Raw genomic sequence first — 17,511 nt, forward strand, 5'->3', positions numbered from 1 at the left:
GAACCCGCAACGAAAGGAGACGGTGTGCCCACCCACCATCACGACGTGATCGTCGTCGGCGGCGGCGCGATCGGGCTCGCGGCGGCGGTTGCCGCCGCCCGCCGCGGTCTCGGCGTGCTCGTCCTCGAACAGTTCGCCCTGCTGCACGAACGCGGCAGCTCCAGCGGCGCCGAACGGCAATGGCGGTTGCAGTACTCCCAGGAGGACCTGGCGCGGCTGACGGTCGCCGCGCTGCCGATGTGGGCGGAGCTGGAGGAGGCGGCCGGACGCCGGCTCGTCCACCGCACCGGCAGCCTCTGGTTCGGCGACACCACCACGGCGACCAACGAAGGGCAGGTGACGGCGGCCGTCGACGTGCTGGACCGGGTCGGCCTGCCCTACGAATGGCTTTCGGCCCGGCAGATCGAGGACCGCTACCGGTTCGCCGGCCTGCCCTCGTCGTACGAAGGGTTCATCCAGCCCGACGGCGGCATGGTCGACGTCCGCGCCACGCTGTGGGTGCTCCACGAGCAGGCGCGGGCTCTGGGCGTGGAGTTCCGCGACCACACCCGGGTCCACGAGCTGGAGCCGGACGACGACGGGGTGACCGTCCACACCGGACACGACCGCCACCGCGCCGGCCACGTGGTGGTCACCGCCGGCGCGTTCACCGGCCCGCTGCTGGAGCCGCTGGGCGTGCGCTTCGACGTCGAGCTGTACGAGATGACCACGACGTACTTCCGGGCGCTGGACCCGGGTTTCGACTACCCGACCTGGTTCGCCTTCCAGCCGCCCACCGAGGACGACACCAACCTGTTCTACGGGTTCGGCCGGCTGCCGTGGGCGGCCGGCGACCTCGTCCGGGTCTCGCCCGATTTCGAGGTCGGCGAGTTCCACGACGCCTACGAGGCCGGCTACACCGCCAACCCCGTCCACCTGTCGCGCACGGCGGAGTACGTCGCCGCGCACCTGCCGTCGCTCGATCCCACCCCGGTGCGGCCCGGTTCCTGCCTGATCGCCCTGCCGAAGGACCCGGACCGGCAGTTCTACTTCGGCCGCCCGCCCGGCGCCGAACGCGTGGTCGTGCACGGCGCGGGCTGGGCCTTCAAGTACGTCCCGCTGCTCGGCCGCGCGTGCGTCGACCTCGTCGTGGACGGCCGGACCGAGCACGACCTGTCCCGCTTCGCCTTCTGAGCTGGCCGACAAGAGAGGAATCCCGATGCTGCGGATCATCAACGGCGAGACCGTCAGGTCGCTGTACTCGATCGAGGACGCCATCCCGGCCATGGAACGGGCCATGGTGTCCTTCAGCGACGGCTCGGCCTACCAGCACCCGCGGATCACCGTGGAGCCGCCGGGCGCGGACGGCGAACGCGGCATGGTGCTGCTGATGCCCGCCGCCGCGTCCGGCTCGCTCGGCCTCAAGCTGCTGAGCATGTTCCCGCGCGCCGCGGAAAAGGGCCTGGCCAGCGTCCAGGGCCTGATCATCCTGGTCGACGCGGTGCACGGCGAACCGCTCGCCGTGATCGACGGCGTCTCGGTCACCGAGATCCGCACCGCCGCGGTGACCGCGCTGGCCACCGATGAGCTGGCCCGTCCGGACGCGGTGAACCTGGGCCTCATCGGCGCGGGTGTCCAGGCCCGCGGGCACCTGCGGGCCCTGGCGGGGCTGCGGCCGTGGAAGTCGGTCCGGCTGTTCTCCCGCAGCCGTGACCGGGCCGAGGACCTGGCCCGCTGGGCCGCCGGCGAGGGCATCGACGGAGTCGAGGTCGCGGCCTCGCCGACCGAGGCGCTGGGCGACGCCGACGTCATCTGCACCGTGACCTCCGCCTGCTCGCCGGTGCTGGCCGATTCCGACGTGGCCGCCGGTGGGGTGCACGTCAACGCGATCGGCGCGTTCGGGCCGCGGTGCCGGGAACTGCCGCCCGAACTGGTGGCCCGCGCGCGGATCTTCGTCGACAGCCGGCAGTCCGCGCTGGCCGAGGCGGGTGACCTGATGCTGCCGCTGGCCGACGGCGTGATCACCGAGGACGCGATCGCCGGGGAGCTCGGCGAGCTGCTGGCCGGGGCGCCGGGGCGGCTGGGCGACGAGCTGACCGTGTTCGAGTCACTGGGCCTGCCGATCCAGGACACCCTGGCCTGCGACGCGATCTACCGCCGGGCGGTCGAGGCCGGCGCGGGCGTGGAGATCGATTTCCCGTGACCGGAAGGGGGACGAGGTGACGATCCGGGTGCTCAACCGGCCGCCGCGCGGCGGGGCGGGGCGGACGCCGTTGCTGTGCGCGCCGTTCGCCGGCGGCGGCGCCAAGGCCTACGACGTCTGGCACGGGCTGCTGCCCCGCGACATCCTGCCGATGACGTTGCGGCTGCCCGGCCGCGAGGGCCGCTTCGACGAGGAACTGCCCACCGATCTGCGCGAGCTGGCCCGGGCGGTCGCCGGTGAGGTGGCCCCCCACCTCACCGGCCCGTTCTCGGTGTTCGGCCACAGCATGGGCGCGGTGCTCGCCTACGAGCTGACTCGCGTCCTGCACACTGAGTACGCGCTCGCGCCGCGTTGCCTGATCGTCTCGGGCGCGCAGCCGCCGGACTCGTTCGCCGCGCACTCGAACTACGCCGGGATGGACGACGACCGGCTGCGCGAGGCGCTGTCGGCGATGGGCGGCAGCGAGCCGGGCGTGCTGGAGGACCGCGAGCTGTGGGCGCTGTTCGCGCCGATCATCCGCTCGGACCTGGTGCTGTGCGAGACCTACGAGTTCGACCCGGGCGAGCCGCTGCCGTGCCCACTGGTGGCCTACGGCTCCCGCGAGGACCCGGACCTGGACCAGGAGCGGCTGGCGGGCTGGGCGCGGTTCACCACCGGCCCGTTCGAGTCGCGGATGTTCCCCGGGGACCACTTCTACTTCCGACACTGGCCGGAGGCGTTCGCCATGGACCTGATCAACCGGTTGCACCGCCACGCGGGCGCGCCGCGGTGACGGCCCCGCGGCTGGACGCGGTCGCCACCGCCGACCGCGTCGCCGGCGCGCTGATCGGAGCCGGCTTCGCGCCGTTCTTCGGCACGCCCTGCGGCATCCTCGCCCCGCTCTACGCGGCGCTGCCCGAACTGCTCACGGTGGCCCGGGAGGACAACGCGGTCGGCGTGGCGGCGGGCGCGGCGCTGGCCGGGCACGTCCCGGCCGTGCTGATGCAGAACTCCGGCCTGGGCCAGTCGGTGAACGCGCTGGCGTCGCTGGCGGTCCCGTACCGGATCCCGATGCTGCTGGTGGTGAGCCTGCGCGGGGCCGAAGGCGATCCGACCCCGGAGAACCGGTTGATGGGCGAGCTCACCGAGCCGCTGCTGGCCGGTCTGGAGGTGCCGGCGGAGGTCCTGGCCGCCGACGGCGACGCCTTCGAAGCGCAGGCGGGGCGGTTGCGGCGGGTCGTGGGCGACGGTCCCGCCGCGCTGCTGGTGCCCCCGGCCGCCCTGGGGTGGCGGGCATGAACAAGACGACGGCGATCGCGGCCGTGCTGGCGGTGACCCCGGGCCGCCCGGTCGTGTTCACCACCGGCTACGCCTGCCGCGTCGCGCGCCACCTGGCCGACCGGCCGGGCCACTTCTACATGACCGGGTCGATGGGACTGGCTTCGTCGATCGGCGTCGGGCTCGCCCGGGCCACCGGGCGTCCCGCGGTCGTGGTCGACGGCGACGGCGCGTTCCTGATGAACCCGGTCGGCCCGCTGACCGCCGGGACGGTCCCGGGCCTGCCGCTGGTCCACGTCCTGCTCGACGACGGCAGCTACGCCTCCACGGGTGGCCAGGCGACTCCGCGCGCCGACCTGCCGGCGCTGGCCCGGGCCTGCGGGTACCACCAGGTTATGTCCACAGTGGACGCGGCGGGGCTGCGCTCCGCCGTGGGAACGGCGCTGGCCGGGGGAGGGGGCCCGGTGTTCGTGCACGCGGTGCTGGCCGGGCCGGACGAGCCGGTGCCGCCGCGGGTGGAGCTCGACCTGGGGGGCCACGCCCGGGGGTTCCGCGAATTCGTGGTGGGAGGCCGCCGGTGAACGCGACGGTGTGGGACGTGGTCGAGGCCCAGGCCGCGCGGACCCCGGAGGCCGTGGCGGTGGTTCCGTGGACCTACGCCGAAGTGGCCGAGCGGGTCGGCGCGCTGGCGGGCACGATCGCCGGGTTCTGCGGCCCCGGCCGATTCGTGGCGATCGACGTGAACACCGCGGCGGCCGGGCTGGTGGCGTTCCTGGCCGTCGTCCGCGCCGGGGGTACGGCACTGCCCCTGAGCGCCGAAAGCCCGCCGCCGCATCGTGCGCTGGTGCTGGCGGACGCGCGGCCGGCCCTCGTCGTCACCGAGGAGGACGGCGGCTGCGTGGTGCGCCCGACCGAATACTTCGGTTTCCCCGCCGAGGACGCCGCGCCGAGCGAGACCGCATACGTGATGTACACGTCGGGTTCCACCGGCCGGCCGAAGGGGGTGCTCGTCCCGCACACCGCGCTCGTCTCGCGGCTCGCCGGGCTGGCGCGCGTGCCGGGGCTGGCCGCGGGGGAGTCGATGCTGGCGATGACGGCGTTGTCCTTCGACATCTCGCTCGCGGAGCTCCTGCTCCCGGTCACGGTGGGGGCCACGGTGATCCCCGCCCCGCCCGCCGCCCGCCTCGATCCGGAGGTGTTCGCCGGGGTCGCCGCTTCGATGAACCCGGCCGTTCTGCAGGCCACCCCCAGTTTCTGGCGGCTGGCCCTGGCGTGGGGCTGGCCGGGGGCCCCGGCCGGACGCATCTGGTGCGGTGGCGAAGCGCTCACCCCGGGTTTGGCGGCGAAGCTGCGGCCGCGGTGCGCGCGGCTGTGGAACGTCTACGGCCCCACCGAAGCGACGATCTGGGCCACGGCGGCCGACATCACGGACCCGTCGTCGGTGTCCCTGGGCACGGCCCTGCCGGGAACGCAGGTCCGGCTGCTCGCCGCCGACGGCACCGAAATCACGGCACCGGGCACCCCGGGACACCTGGTCCTCTCCGGCGACGGCCTGGCCTCGGGTTACCTCGGCCTCCCCGAGCTGACGGCGGCCCGCTTCCCGGCGGGCCGGTACCTCACCGGCGATCTGGCCGCCTACCGCGCGGACGGCGCCCTCGAGTACTGGGGCCGGGAGGACGATCAGATCAAGCTGCGTGGCCACCGGATCGAGCTGGGCGAGATCGAGGCGGTCGCGGAAGACTGCCCGGAAACGACCTCGGCGGTGGCGGTCCTCAAAGACGCCGAAACGGCTTCGGCGCACATCGCGCTGTACGTGACCGGCGGGGTGACGGCACGGACGTTGCGGACCTGGTTCGCGCAGCGCCTGCCCCCCGCGATGCGCCCGGCGACGGTCGAAGTGCTGGCGCAGCTGCCGCGAACCTCCGCCGGCAAGGTGGACCGCCAGGCCCTGACGGCGGCCCCGGCGCCGGGCTAGCGCTCGAAGGAGGAACCCCGGACCCGGTTCAGCCGCCCCGGACGCGAAGGGGCGGCGAGGAGATCAGCGGTGGTCGTGCTCTTGCCCATACTGCGGACAGCTGTGCGCGCGCACGGGTGAGCACTGCCGGTCAAGCCCCGTCACGACGTGGACGGAGAGGTCAGGGCCTGGGTGCCGCTCACTCGCAGCAGGTCCAATTTGGACGCGTCCTCGGAGTCCGGCTCCACGGTGTACATCACGATGCGCAGGTCGGTTCCGGGTGCGGTGAGGACGTCGCAGTCGATCGTGATCGGGCCCGCGGGGGTGGTGGTCGCGGTCTTGGTGCTCGAGCGGTGACGGGCGACGTGGGCTCGGCGCCAGCGGCGCTCGAAGTCCGGCGAGCCCGCGCGCAGGCGGGCGACCAGGTCTTCGAGCGCGGTGTCGGCGGGGTAGCGGCCGAGGGCTTCGCGCAGGTCCGCCGCCAGGTCGTCGGAGAACTCCTGCGCGTGGGCGTGGTCGAAGTCCATCGCGCTCGGGGCGTTCATGAAGTGGCGCCAGGCGATGTTGCGGTCCAGGCCCCGGTCCGGGGACGGGTCACCGGTCAGCGCGGCCCACAGCGGGTTCCACCACAGCAGGTCCCACGCCGCGGAGAACACGCCCATCGGCACGTCGCCGAGCCGGTCGAGCATGCGCTGCACCCCCGGTCCGATGTGCTGCGGCACCACCTCCGGCGACGGCGGGGCGGCCCCGGCCACCCGGAACAGGTGATCGCGCTCCTCGTCGGTCAGGCGCAACGCCCGGGCCAGCGCGCCGAGCAACGGGGGCGAGGGGTTGCGCGCCCGGCCCTGTTCGAGCCGCACCAGGTACTCCACGCTCACCCCGGCCAGCCCGGCCAGCTCCTCGCGGCGCAGCCCGGCCGCCCGCCGACGGGGGCCCGGGGGCAGGCCGACCGCCTGCGGGCTCAACCGGTCCCGCCACGCCCTCAGCGCCTCCGCGAACTCCTGCACCCCGCCAGTATGCCGCGCCGGAGCGGGCCGAGGCTGGTACCGGCAGGGCCTACCCTGGCCCACCGGCCGGACCGCAGGGTGGGGGACATGACCATCACGCTGATCACCGGGGCCAACCGCAGCCTCGGTCTCGAGACCACCCGCCGGCTCATCGACGCCGGCCACACCGTCCACGCCGGGATGCGCGATCCCGCCGACGGGGACGCGGCCCGCGCGCTCGGCGCGCACGTCCTCCAGTTGGACGTCACCGATTCCGCCTCGGTCGAAGCCGCGTTCGCCCGGTTGCCCGGACTGGACGTCCTGGTCAACAACGCCGGCATCCTCGGCACCGCCTTCGGCGTCGACGACCTCGACGTGGCGGACCTGTCCTCCGTGCTGGAAACCAACGTGCTCGGGGTCGTGCGGGTGACCCAGGCCGCACTGCCGCTGCTGCGCCGTTCGGCCGGCGCGGTGATCGTCAACGTGGCTTCGGGCGTGGGCTGGCCGCGGTACCTGGTGGACGAGACGCACGACGAGTACCCGGTGAAAGCCGTGCCCTACGCCGCGTCGAAGGCGGCGCTCATCGCGCTGACCGTCCAGTACGCCAAGAACCTGCCGGACATGCGGGTGAACGCGTCCGACCCCGGCTACACCGCCACCGACTTCAACCGCCACAGCGGCCACCAGACCGTCACCGAGGGCACGGACGCGACCGTGGCCCTGGCGACCATCGGCCGAGACGGACCGACCGGCGAATTCCACGACCGCAAGGGCCGCATCGAGTTCTAGCGGTGGCGGCCCGTGCCGTCGGTGACCCGCCCGGAGGGAGCGGCCCGTCCGTGCCGCCCTGCTCCACCCCGGGCCTCGCCGGCGGGCTGGATGGCGTCGAGGACCCGGTCCAGGCCGAAGTCCCAGGCCTGGTCGACGTCACCGCCCAGGCGGAAGGCCCCCGCCAGCTCCATGGTGATGAAGCCGTGGCTCCAGGCCACGATCGTGCGCGCCGAGGGCAGCGCCTGCTGCGGGCCGACCAGGTCGGTGACCAGCCGCAGCAGGGTGACCGAGGTCCGCTGGTACCGGCCGGTCGCACCGGGCACGGCCTGCGGGGCCCACAGGAGGGTGTAGGCGATCGGGTTCGCGTGGGCGAACCCCCGGTAGGCGTGCCACAGGGCCCGCAGGCCGGCCGCGGGATCGCCGGTGCCGGCGGCCGCGTCGACGACCGCGGTCAGCTCGTCGGCCAGGTCCTCCAGGATGAGTTCGAGCAGTTCCGAGCGCCCGCTCACCCGCTTGTAGAGCGACGGGGTGCGCACTCCGACCGCCTGGGCGACGTCCCGCATGGTCAGCGCCTCGAGGCCGACCTCCTCGAGGAGTCGGCGGGCCGCGGCCACGATCGCGGCGTTCGAGGTGTGCGCGTGGGCGGGCAACGGGCCTCCTGGGACTGGGCCGCCCGATCCTACTTGCCGAACGCCCGAAGGCTAACTAGAGTCACCCTTAAAGGCTAATTTGAGTAGCCTTCGAGTGATGAGGGTGGCATGACCGAACATCTGTCCGTCGACGGTGGAACGCTGGCCTACGAGGTGACCGGCGGCCCCGGTCCGCTCGTGCTGCTCGCGCACGGGATCGGCAACAGCCGCGACGCGTACCGCTTCGTCGCGCCGGCGCTGGCCGGTGCCGGGTACCGCGTCGCCGCGGTCGACCTGCGCGGCTGCGGTGAGTCCAGTGTGGACTGGAAGTCCTACGGCCAGGCGGAGGTCGCCGGGGACCTGATGGCCCTGATCCGCCACCTGGGCGGCCCGGCCGTGCTGGTCGGGCACTCCCTCTCGGGCGGCGCGGCCACGATCGTCGCGGCCCGGGCGCCGGAGCTGGTGAGCGCGGTGGTCGAGCTGGGCCCGTTCACCCGCAAGCTGGCCTTCTCCCTCGGCGACCTGCGCAACGCGGCTTATCGCCGGGGCGCGCTCACCATGGCCGGCACGGAGCTCGGCAGCGTCGGGGCCTGGAAGAAGTACCTGGAGAACGCGTATCCGGGCCCGAAGCCGGCGGACTGGGAGCAGAGCCTGGAGCGCACCACGGCGATACTGCGCGAGCCGGGCCGGATGAAGGCCCTGCGGGCGATGGGCCGGTCGGGGACCGCGGACTCCGGGCCCGCGCTGTCCGGCGTCCGCTGCCCGGCGCTGGTGGTCATGGGCACGCTCGACCCCGACTGGGCGTCCCCGCAGGCCGAGGGCGAGGCCATCGTGGCCGCGATGCCGCCCGGAGTGGGCCGGCTCGAGCTGATCCCCGGCGCGGGCCACTACCCGCACGTGCAGTTCCCCGCCGAGACCGTCGCCCTGATCCAGGCCTTCCTCGGCTCGGTTCAGGTCTAGGGCGCATTCCGGCGCGGTGTCCGGCCGGGTCCGGAGACCGCAGCGTCGTGCGGCACCTGGCGCACGCCGCGCCGCCGCCGGTCCTCAAGCACGACCACGGCTTCGGCTTCCCGCACTGGGGGGCCGGCCGCGATCACCAAGTCACCTCGGGAGTCGGTAAGTGGAGTGGTTCGGTTTCGTCGGGGCCTGGCTGCTGGTCGCCGGCTCGGCGTTCCAGGCGGCGCTGGAGCTGCGCAAGCAGGAGCACCTGCGTGCGGAGGTCGCGCAGGTGCTCGAGGACCGGCCGGCGCCGCCGCCGGTCTCGCCCTGGTGGTGGCTGCTGCCGCCGATGCGCTACCTGCGGGAACGCCGCCGGTGGAAGGACCGGCGGCAGGCGATGATGGCGGCGCTCGACCCGGTCCGGCGCGGCGAGCTGATGCGGTACGTGCACAAGACCACCGGATGGTCGTTCGTGGGCTCCGGCGGATTTCTGCTCGCCGTGAAGGAAACCTGGGCGCTGCACGAGACCTGCGCGTGGCCGGTCTGGGTCTTCGTGGTGCTGGTGGTGGCCGCCGGGGTCTTCTGCCTCTCGTTCGCCGCTGTCCGGCTGGAACGGGAGGACCGGGCCGAACGCCTTAGGATCGGGTGATGACCGAAGAGATCGGCAACGTGGCCCGCACGCGGGAGTTCGTCCGGCTGGTGCAGGAGCAGGGGCGGGTGGAACGGTTCGACGAGTTCGTGCACCCGGAGTTCCGCAACCACAGCGCCGAGCCCGGCCTGGCCGGGGGCCGCGACGGGGCCCGGGCCACGATGACCCTGCTGCACCGGGCTTTGGCGGACGTGCGGGTGGAGGTCGTGCACTGCTTCGAGCACGACGGGGTCGTCGCGACCAACAAGATCATCCGCGGGCGCCACGTGGGCGACTGGCTGGGGCAGGCCGCCACCGGCAGCCGCGTGGCGCTGCACGTGATGGACTTCCTGCGCTTCGAGGACGGCCGGATCATCGAGCACTGGAGCACGGCCCGGCCGCTTCGGCCGATCGCCGATTGAACGCGGCTTTCCCGGAAACGAGGGTGCGGGGGAGGTGGCGGTACCCCGGGGTACACGGCCACGGATCCGGCGGGGCCGCCCCGGCCGCACCGACGGCGGGCTGAGCCGCACCGGTGACGGTACGGGGGAGGCGCTGGTTATCCTGGGCCGGCCGGTGCGACCCTCCGTGCCGACCGGTCCGCCACCCGAGGAACGACGATGACTGCCCAGCACCCCGCCGACCGCCCGGCGCCGGCCGGGCCGGTGCGCCGCGAGCACCGGCCCGAACTGCAGGGGCTGCGCGCCCTGGCGGTCGGGCTGGTGGTCGTCTACCACGTCTGGCTGGGCCGCATCTCCGGCGGCGTCGACGCCCTCTTCCTCCTCTCCGGGTTCCTGGTCACCGGACGGCTGGCCGGCGCGGCCCAGGGAGGCCGGATCGAGCTGGGGCCGTTGTGGGGGCGCAGCATCAGGCGGCTGTTCCCCGCCGCCCTGACCGTCCTGCTCGCCGTGACGGGGCTGAGCATCCTGCTGCTGCCCGTGGACCGGTGGCCGCGGACCGGCCAGGACGTGTTCGCCGCCCTGTTCTCCGTCGAGAACTGGCGTCCGGCCGCCGGCTACTTCGCCCAGGACGACACCGCGAGCGTGGTCCAGCACTACTGGTCGCTTTCCGTGCTGGGCCAGTTCCTCCTGGTCTGGCCCCTGCTCGCCGCCGGGGTGGCCTTCGTCGCCGCGCGGATCCGCCGGCCGGTGCGCGCCTCCCTGGCCGTCGTGCTGGCCGTGGTGTTCGCCGGTTCGCTGGCGTACTCGGTCCACCTGACCTCCGCCGACCAGCCCGCGGCCTACTTCGACTCCCTGGCCCGGGGGTGGGAGTTCGCGCTCGGCGGGTTGCTCGCCCTGGCGATCGACGCGGTGAGCCGGCCCCGCGGGCTGCGGATCGTGGCGGGCTGGGCCGGGGTTGCCGGGCTGGTCTCCTGCGGGCTGGTGCTCGACGCCGGCCGCGTCTTCCCCGGTGGAGCCGCGCTGTGGCCGACGCTGTCGGCCGCGCTGGTCATCTTCGCGGGCGCCACGGGCAGCCGGCTCGGCGCCGACCGCGTCCTCGGCTCCCGACCGGCGGCCTACCTCGGCGACCTCAGCTACCCGTTGTACCTGTGGCACTGGCCGGTGCTGGTGTTCTACCTCCTCGTCCGCCACCGCGAGCAGGTCGGGCCGCTCGGCGGCCTGGTGGTCGCCGGTGCTTCGGTGGTCCTGGCGGTGCTGACCCGCCACCTGGTGGAGAACCCGATCCGGCGCTCGGCCCTCGGGACCACGACGAGGTGGGGCACCCCCCGGTTCGCGCTCGTGCTGATGCTGCCGGTGCTGCTGGTCGCCGGAACCTGGCAGGTGGTCGACCTGCGGAAGGCGGACCTCGCGACCGGCCCCACCGCCACCGCAGCGCCCGCCACAGCACCGACCACAGGGCCCACTGCAGGGTCCGCCGGCGGGCCGTCGGTGATCGCGGTCCCGGACGACTGGGCCCGCATCGCCGACGCCGACTGCGTCCGGTCGGCGCTGGACGCCGAGCTCGAAATGTGCTCCAGCCGGACTACCGGACCCCCGGCGAAACGGATCGTCGTGGTCGGCGATTCCCACATCCAGCAGTACCTCGCCGCGCTCGGGCCGATCGCGGCGAAGCACGACTACCAGATCACGTTCATGCTCAAGGGCGCCTGCCCGTTCTCCACCACCGCCGACGCCATGCCCGGCGACCCCGCCTGCATCGCCTGGAACGCCGCGGCCGAGCGGGAGATCACCGACCGGCACCCCGACGCCGTGCTCACCCTCGCCAGCCGTGACGTCCGCCCCGGCCTGACCGAGCAGACCCCGCCGGGTTTCGTCGACCAGTGGAAGAAGCTCGACCAGGCGGGCATCCCGGTCTTCGCCGTCCGCGACAACCCCCGCCTCGGCTTCTCCCCGCCGGAGTGCATCCGCGCCCACGGCAGCGAATCCAGCCGGTGCGGCGTCCCCCGCGATCAGCTCCTGGCCGGCACACCCCCGTACGACAAGATCGCCGGAATTCCCGCGAACGTGACGTTCTTCGACCTCAGCGACTACTTCTGCGGACGGCTGGAGTGCCGCGCGGTGGTCGGGAACGTCCTGGTCTACATGGACGACAACCACGTCACGGGTACCTTCATGGCCACGCTCGCACCGGTTCTGGAGCGGGCGATGACCGCGGCGCTCGGGTGGTGAAAGCCGGCTCGGGCCGCCGGCGTCGACACCCCCGGGGGACCGGTCAGTCCCGCGCGCTGCGGGCGGCGCGGCGGGACAGCTCGGCGAACGCCGTCCGCAGCTCGGGCGGGCCGAGCACTTCGATCTCCGTGTCGAAGCGGGCCAGTGAGGCGGCGAGGGCGGGCCAGGACCAGGCCCCGGTGGTCAGCTTGGTCCGGGTGGCGCCGACCGGCTCGACCACGCCGTCTCCGGCGAAGGGCGCCACCTCGGCCGCGGGCCGGTCGAGGATCACCTCACCGAGGCAGGGCCAGGCGTCCGTGTGGTCCGAGCCCTTGAACCGGGCCGAGAGGAAAGCGGCCACGTCGCCGCCCGGCACCTCCCGCGGCGGGAACCGCGGGCCGTTCGGGACCCGCGGGGTGATCCGGTCGGCGCGGAAGATCCGCCAGTCCTCACGGCCGGGATCCCAGCCGACCAGGTACCAGCGCCCGGTCCGGACCACCAGGTGGTGCGGTTGCACCCGCCGGGGCGGGTGCGGCCCGGTGTCCGCCGGACGGCCCGGGGCGCGGTAGTCGAAGCGCAGCTCCTCACCGGCGCGGATGGCGGCGCTCAGCGCGAGCAGGACACCGGTGTCGGCCTGGGGCTCGGCGCCGCGCCCGGCCGCGCTGACCTCCAGCGCGTCGACGCGCCGGCGCAACCGGGACGGCAGAACCTGCCGCACGGTGGCCAGGGCCCGCGCGGCCGCCTCCTCGATGCCCGCGCCCGTCCCGACGGCGATCCGCAGCGCCACCGCCAGCGCGACCGCCTGGTCCTCGTCGAACAGCAGCGGCGGCACCTGGCTGCCCGCTTCGAGCCGGTAACCGCCGTCGGGGCCCTTGACCGCCTGGACCGGGTAGCCCAGCTCGCGCAGCCGGTCGACGTCTCGGCGCACGGTCCGCTCGCTGACCCCCAGCCGCCGGGCGAGCAGGCCGCCCGGCCAGTCGCGGCGGGCCTGCAGCATCGAGAGCAGGGACAGCAGCCGGCTGGAGGTCGTCGTCGCGGAGGCGAGGGGCATGTCTTCAGAATGCCACGAGTAGCGGACGTTCCCTGACCGCTACGGCTGGCACCGTGGTCTTCGCCGCCGGAAGTCGCCGGTGGCGGAAACCCTCGTGAAGGACCGGAATCCATGTCGCTCAACGCGGTCACCCACCTGAACTTCGCCGGCCAGGCCCGGGAAGCTCTCGAGTTCTACCAGTCGGTGTTCGGCGGTCGGCTCAGCATCGCCACCTACGCCGACTTCGGCCGGCCCGCGGACCAGCCCGGGGCCGCGAACGTGGTGTTCGGCCACCTGGTCGCGGACAACGGCTTCCAGGTGATGGCCTACGACGTGCCCGGCCCGGGCGCGCCGGCCGCGCCGGGCACCCCCACCACGCGCCGGGAAAACGGCACCACGATCACCGAGGAGCGCTTCTTCCTGTCCGTGAGCGGGGAAAGCGTCGAAGAGACCACCCCGGTGTGGGAGGGCCTGGCCCAGGGCGCGACCGTGATCGAGCCGTTCGGCCCGGCGCAGTGGGCGCCCGCCTTCGGCCTGCTGGCCGACCGGTTCGGCGTCACCTGGATCGTCAACGTCCCGGCCGCGTACGAACCGGCCTGACCTCTCACCCCGAAGGGCGCGGCCGGTCCCGGTCGCGCCCTTCCCCGACCCAGGAGGAACCCCGGTGCGAACCCGCCCGCTCGGCCGGACCGGCATCCAGGTCAGCGTCTACGCGCTGGGCACGATGATGTTCGGGCCGTACGGCAACCCCGATCCGGACGCGTGCGCGCGCATCGTCCACCGCGCCCTCGACGGCGGCATCAACGTCATCGACTCCGCCGACGTCTACGGCGACGGCGAGTCGGAGCGGGTCCTCGGCCGGGCCCTGCGCGGCCGGCGCGACGACGTGGTCCTCGCCACCAAGTTCAACGGCCCCATGGGTTCCGACCCCAACCGGCAGGGCTGCTCCCGGCGCTGGATCGTGTCCGCCGTGGAGGGTTCGCTGCGCCGCCTCGGCGTCGACCACATCGACCTCTACCAGGCCCACCACCCCGAGCCCGGCACCGACGTCGAGGAGACCCTCGGCGCGCTGACCGAACTGCTCCGCTCGGGCAAGGTCCGCGCGATCGGCCATTCGAACCTGCCTGCGGCGGAGATCGTCGAAGCCCAGTGGGTGGCCGAACGGCGCGGGCTGGCCCGCTTCCGCGCCGAGCAGCCGCACTACTCGATCCTCAACCGCGGGATCGAACGCGAAGTCCTGCCGGTCTGCGAGCGGTACGGCCTGGGCGTGCTGGTGTGGAGTCCGCTGGCGATGGGCCTGCTGGCCGGCCGCCTCCGCCGCGGCAACGCGGAAACGGCGTCACCCGGCCGCCTGCACTGGGCCCGGCGGCACCTGACCGACGAGCGCAAGCTCGACGCCGTCGAGGCCCTGGCCGTGGTGGCCGAGCAGTCCGGGTTGCCGTTGCCGCACCTCGCGCTGGCCTTCGCGACCGCCCACCCGGCGGTCACCTCGGCGATCCTCGGCCCCCGCACCCCCGATCAGCTGGACGAACTGCTCGCGGGCGCCGGTGCGGCGCTTTCCGACGAGGTGCTCGACCGCATCGACGAGATCGTGCCCCCGGGCACCGACGTCGGCCCGATCGACGTGGCCTACCAGCCGCCCGCGCTGGCCCGCCCCGACCTCCGGCGGCGTCCGCCCGGCCTGCGGTGAAATCCTCACCCGGGCCCGCCGGGCTCAGGTGAGGATCACGGTCTTGCCGATCGTCCGGCCGCTTTCGGCGAGGGTGTGGGCCGCCCGCGCGGTTTCCGCGGTCAGTCCGGTGAGGATGGTGGTCACGATCGGACGCAGCCGTCCCGCGGCGACGTCCCGGGCGGCCTGGGCCAGGATCCGGCCCTGCGCGGCGGCGCCGGATCCGGCGATGAGCCGGCTGAAGACCATTTCACTGTGCAGCGAAAGGGATTTCGCGGTGAAGGCGCCCGGGTCGAACGGGGCGGTGAGGTCGAGGGCGGCGAGGTGGCCGAACGGCCGCAGCACCTCGGTGATCCAGCCCAGGTGACTGCTCGTGCCGGTGGTGCAGAGCACCAGGTCGACGTGGCCGCCGAGCTGCGCGGGCACGTCGGCGCGGTGGTCGACGACCAGGTCGGCGCCCATCTTCGCCGCCCATTCCCGTGAGGCGGCGCGGGAAGCCGTGCTGATCACGAAGGCGGGGGTCCGGGTCTTGAGCAGCTGGGTGGCCAGCGAGCCCACGCCGCCGGCCCCGCCGACGACGAGCACCCGGCCGACACCGGGCGGCAGGCCGTCCCCGTCGCGGAACAGCGCCTCCCAGGCCGTCAGCACGCCGATGGGCAGCGACGCGGCGTCGGCGAAGGTGAGCTCGTCCGGCATCTTCGCGACGACCCGGTGGTCGACCGCGACGCGTTCGGCCCAGGCGCCGTCCCGCGTGAGGTCGCCGGTGCCCAGCACGCGGTCGCCGACCGCGAAACCGGTGGCCTCCGGCCCGGTGGCGGCCACCACGCCGGCGAACTCCCAGCCCAGGACGACCCGGTCACCCGGTCCGGCGCTGCGGGTCCGCCGGATCGCCGCCTCCCCGGGGTTGATGCCGATCGCGCGCACGTCGACCAGCAGGTCGCCGGCCCGCGGGCGCGGCTCGGCGACGTCGGTCAGCTCGATCGCGAACGCTTCGAGCGGGTGCGCCCGGGTGTAGGCCAGTGCTTTCACGGTAACGCTGCTTTCACGGTGCTGCTCCGTCCTGTTTGAGGCCCGGCCCGGCGGGGGGTCAGTCCTGCTTGAGCGCGTGCAGGGCCGAGAGCGGTCCGCCGACCTGCATCAGCCGGCCGCCCTCGCGCAGCGTTCCGGCGTCGACCGGCGCGAACCCGATCTCGTCGGCGATCGAGTGGAACGTGTCCTTGGCCCCGTCGTCGTCGCCAGCGTAGAAGAGCAGTTGCCGGCCCGCCGGATGCCGGGGATCGGCGGCGATGTACCGGGCGAACAACGTGTCGAACGCCTTGACCACGCGCGCCCCGGGCGCCTGTCCGGCGACGAACTCGCTGGCCGTCTCCGCGCCGAGCCCGGCCGGCGCCGGGATCGCGTTGGTGGTGTCGACCAGGATGCGGCCGTGCCACGGGGGCAGTCCGGCCAGCGCGTCGCGCACCTCCGCCCACCCGACGGCGAGGAACACCAGGTCCGCGGCGGCGGCCTCCGCGACCGTTCCGGCCGAGGCCAGGGGGCCCAGCCGGGTGACGAGGTCGCGCAACGTCGCCGGGCCGCGGCGGTTGCTGAGGATCACGGGGTGGCCGACCGCCACGAGGTGGGCGGCGATCGCCTCGGCCACCGTGCCGGCCCCGATGGTTCCGCAGTTCATGTCGGGCTCCTCGTCCGGACGGGGTTCTCGGTCATTTTTGATGTTACTCGTCATCATTAAACGGTCAAGGGGTGGCCGGGGGTGCCGATCGGGCCTTGGTGGACGGTCCGGTGCGGGCGGCCCGCCGGTCACGGCTTCCCGGAATGCACCCGAAGGTGGCCCTGTCCCTCCCCGGCCCGCGGGGGCACTGGCGCCGGTGGCCCCGGCGTCCGACGATGGGGTCACCGCGGTGGCGGGCACCGCGCGGGTCCTTCCGGCCGCCGCGATCCGGCGACCCGGCAACAACAGCTAATCCCGGCAACGACAACAGGTGAGGAACATCGGAAAATGAGCAAACTCGCACTGATCACCGGCGCCACCTCCGGAATCGGCCGGGCGTTCGCCGAACGGTTCGCCGCCGAGGGGTACGACCTGGTGGTGGTCGGGCGGCGGCGGGAGCGGCTGGCGGAGTTCGCCGCCGCCCACCCCCGGGTGGAGGTCCGCCCGGTCGCCGCCGATCTGGCCACCGACGAGGGCATCGACGCCGTCGCGGGGATCTGCGCCGCCGAGCCGCTGGACGTGCTGGTGAACAACGCCGGGGTCGCCCACTACAAGCCGCTGGCCGAGCTGCCCGCCGCCGAGGCCCGCGAACTGCTCGGGGTCAAGGTGCTCGCGCCCACGCTGCTGGCCCGGTCCGCGGTCGCGGGTATGCAGGAGCGCGGCCGGGGCACCATCGTCAACGTGGCCGGGATGATCGCCTTCAGCGGGCCGGCGCCGCACTCGCAGATGCCGCGGCGCGCGGTCTACGCCGGCACGCTCGCGCACCTGGTCGCGCTGTCCCAGACGCTCGCCGCGGAGCTCGAGGGCACCGGGGTGCGGGTGCAGGTCGTCTGCCCCGGCGTGGTCGCCACCGAGTTCCACGAGCGGCAGGGGCTGGACCTCGGCGCGGTGCCGCGGATGAGCGCCGAAGACGTGGTCACCGCGTCCCTGCGCGGGCTGGAGCTCGGCGAGGTCGTCTGCGCCCCGGGGGTCGAGGACGCGAGCCTGCTCGACCGGGTCTTCCAGGCCGATCTCGCCGCGTTCGGCGGCCAGAGCCCGGAGCTCGCCGGCCGGTACCGGAACGCCTGACCTCCGACGAACGGCGGTTGTAGAACCGGGTGCGGCCGGGTAGTTGTTGTTTTTACAACGTTGTAACGACGAGCGGAG

The 17,511-nt window shown here is 73.9% G+C and carries 19 protein-coding genes; 14 read left to right on the top strand and 5 right to left on the bottom strand.

Annotated features, from left to right (window positions below; all coding sequences use genetic code 11):
- Positions 1-24: 24 nt before the first annotated feature.
- The 6 genes from NYF13_RS27790 to NYF13_RS27815 are packed head-to-tail and all read left to right on the top strand — an operon-like array spanning position 25 to position 5,414.
- The gene (locus NYF13_RS27790; protein WP_315660734.1) at positions 25-1,173 is read left to right on the top strand and encodes an FAD-dependent oxidoreductase; all 1,149 of its coding nucleotides are present in this window, start codon (positions 25-27) and stop codon (positions 1,171-1,173) included.
- A gap of 25 nt (positions 1,174-1,198) precedes the next feature.
- Positions 1,199-2,182, top strand: a complete 984-nt coding sequence (locus tag NYF13_RS27795) for an ornithine cyclodeaminase family protein (protein ID WP_315660735.1) — start codon at positions 1,199-1,201, stop codon at positions 2,180-2,182.
- Positions 2,183-2,198: 16 nt separating this feature from the next.
- Positions 2,199-2,954: an alpha/beta fold hydrolase gene (locus NYF13_RS27800; RefSeq protein WP_315660736.1), complete on the top strand. Its 756-nt coding sequence runs from the start codon at positions 2,199-2,201 to the stop codon at positions 2,952-2,954.
- Positions 2,951-3,460 (top strand): thiamine pyrophosphate-binding protein, encoded by a 510-nt coding sequence (locus NYF13_RS27805; RefSeq protein ID WP_315660737.1) that lies wholly within the window; start codon positions 2,951-2,953, stop codon positions 3,458-3,460. The genes NYF13_RS27800 and NYF13_RS27805 overlap by 4 nt, the downstream gene beginning before the upstream one ends.
- Positions 3,457-4,020, top strand: a complete 564-nt coding sequence (locus NYF13_RS27810; protein ID WP_315660739.1) for a thiamine pyrophosphate-dependent enzyme — start codon at positions 3,457-3,459, stop codon at positions 4,018-4,020. The genes NYF13_RS27805 and NYF13_RS27810 overlap by 4 nt, the downstream gene beginning before the upstream one ends.
- Positions 4,017-5,414: an amino acid adenylation domain-containing protein gene (locus NYF13_RS27815; RefSeq protein WP_315660740.1), complete on the top strand. Its 1,398-nt coding sequence runs from the start codon at positions 4,017-4,019 to the stop codon at positions 5,412-5,414. Before NYF13_RS27810 ends, NYF13_RS27815 begins: the two co-directional genes overlap by 4 nt.
- Positions 5,415-5,554: 140 nt before the next feature.
- Here NYF13_RS27815 and NYF13_RS27820 read toward each other — a convergent pair whose 3' ends face one another.
- Positions 5,555-6,400: a helix-turn-helix transcriptional regulator gene (locus NYF13_RS27820; protein ID WP_315660742.1), complete on the bottom strand. Its 846-nt coding sequence runs from the start codon at positions 6,398-6,400 to the stop codon at positions 5,555-5,557.
- Positions 6,401-6,487: 87 nt separating this feature from the next.
- On the opposite strand from NYF13_RS27820, the gene NYF13_RS27825 reads away from it, so the two are divergent.
- Positions 6,488-7,168: an SDR family NAD(P)-dependent oxidoreductase gene (locus NYF13_RS27825; protein WP_315660743.1), complete on the top strand. Its 681-nt coding sequence runs from the start codon at positions 6,488-6,490 to the stop codon at positions 7,166-7,168.
- Here NYF13_RS27825 and NYF13_RS27830 read toward each other — a convergent pair.
- Positions 7,165-7,800, bottom strand: a complete 636-nt coding sequence (locus NYF13_RS27830; protein WP_315660744.1) for a TetR/AcrR family transcriptional regulator — start codon at positions 7,798-7,800, stop codon at positions 7,165-7,167. The genes NYF13_RS27825 and NYF13_RS27830 overlap by 4 nt on opposite strands.
- 108 nt (positions 7,801-7,908) lie before the next feature.
- On the opposite strand from NYF13_RS27830, the gene NYF13_RS27835 reads away from it, so the two are divergent.
- The 4 genes from NYF13_RS27835 to NYF13_RS27850 all read left to right on the top strand — a co-directional run bounded on the left by NYF13_RS27835 (position 7,909) and on the right by NYF13_RS27850 (position 11,976).
- Complete coding sequence (locus NYF13_RS27835; RefSeq protein WP_315660745.1) at positions 7,909-8,739, top strand: alpha/beta hydrolase; 831 nt, start codon at positions 7,909-7,911, stop codon at positions 8,737-8,739.
- 160 nt (positions 8,740-8,899) lie between these two features.
- Positions 8,900-9,367, top strand: a complete 468-nt coding sequence (locus NYF13_RS27840) for a hypothetical protein (protein ID WP_315660747.1) — start codon at positions 8,900-8,902, stop codon at positions 9,365-9,367.
- Positions 9,367-9,768, top strand: a complete 402-nt coding sequence (locus tag NYF13_RS27845) for an ester cyclase (RefSeq protein WP_315660748.1) — start codon at positions 9,367-9,369, stop codon at positions 9,766-9,768. The genes NYF13_RS27840 and NYF13_RS27845 overlap by 1 nt, the downstream gene beginning before the upstream one ends.
- Positions 9,769-9,966: 198 nt before the next feature.
- Entirely contained in the window at positions 9,967-11,976 is a 2,010-nt protein-coding gene (locus tag NYF13_RS27850; protein ID WP_315660750.1) for an acyltransferase family protein, read from the top strand.
- Between the two features lie 43 nt (positions 11,977-12,019).
- Here the strand turns inward: NYF13_RS27850 and NYF13_RS27855 are convergent, their stop codons facing one another.
- Entirely contained in the window at positions 12,020-13,006 is a 987-nt protein-coding gene (locus NYF13_RS27855; protein WP_315660751.1) for a WYL domain-containing protein, read from the bottom strand.
- 111 nt (positions 13,007-13,117) lie between these two features.
- Here NYF13_RS27855 and NYF13_RS27860 point away from each other — a divergent pair, with 111 nt between their 5' ends.
- Positions 13,118-13,585, top strand: a complete 468-nt coding sequence (locus NYF13_RS27860; RefSeq protein WP_315660752.1) for a VOC family protein — start codon at positions 13,118-13,120, stop codon at positions 13,583-13,585.
- 64 nt (positions 13,586-13,649) lie between these two features.
- Positions 13,650-14,675, top strand: coding sequence for an aldo/keto reductase (locus NYF13_RS27865; RefSeq protein WP_315660753.1), 1,026 nt, complete (start codon positions 13,650-13,652; stop codon positions 14,673-14,675).
- Between the two features lie 24 nt (positions 14,676-14,699).
- Here the strand turns inward: NYF13_RS27865 and NYF13_RS27870 are convergent, their stop codons facing one another.
- Positions 14,700-15,683, bottom strand: a complete 984-nt coding sequence (locus NYF13_RS27870; protein WP_315660754.1) for a zinc-binding dehydrogenase — start codon at positions 15,681-15,683, stop codon at positions 14,700-14,702.
- 58 nt (positions 15,684-15,741) lie between these two features.
- A complete protein-coding gene (locus NYF13_RS27875; RefSeq protein ID WP_315660755.1) occupies positions 15,742-16,326 on the bottom strand; it encodes an NAD(P)-binding domain-containing protein in 585 nt (194 codons plus the stop codon).
- Positions 16,327-16,653: 327 nt separating this feature from the next.
- On the opposite strand from NYF13_RS27875, the gene NYF13_RS27880 reads away from it, so the two are divergent.
- On the top strand, positions 16,654-17,433 hold the full coding sequence (locus NYF13_RS27880) for an SDR family NAD(P)-dependent oxidoreductase (protein WP_315660756.1): 780 nt from the start codon (positions 16,654-16,656) through the stop codon (positions 17,431-17,433).
- The last annotated feature ends 78 nt before the right edge of the window (positions 17,434-17,511 follow it).

Source organism: Amycolatopsis sp. PS_44_ISF1 (assembly GCF_032335455.1).
GTDB lineage: Bacteria > Actinomycetota > Actinomycetes > Mycobacteriales > Pseudonocardiaceae > Amycolatopsis.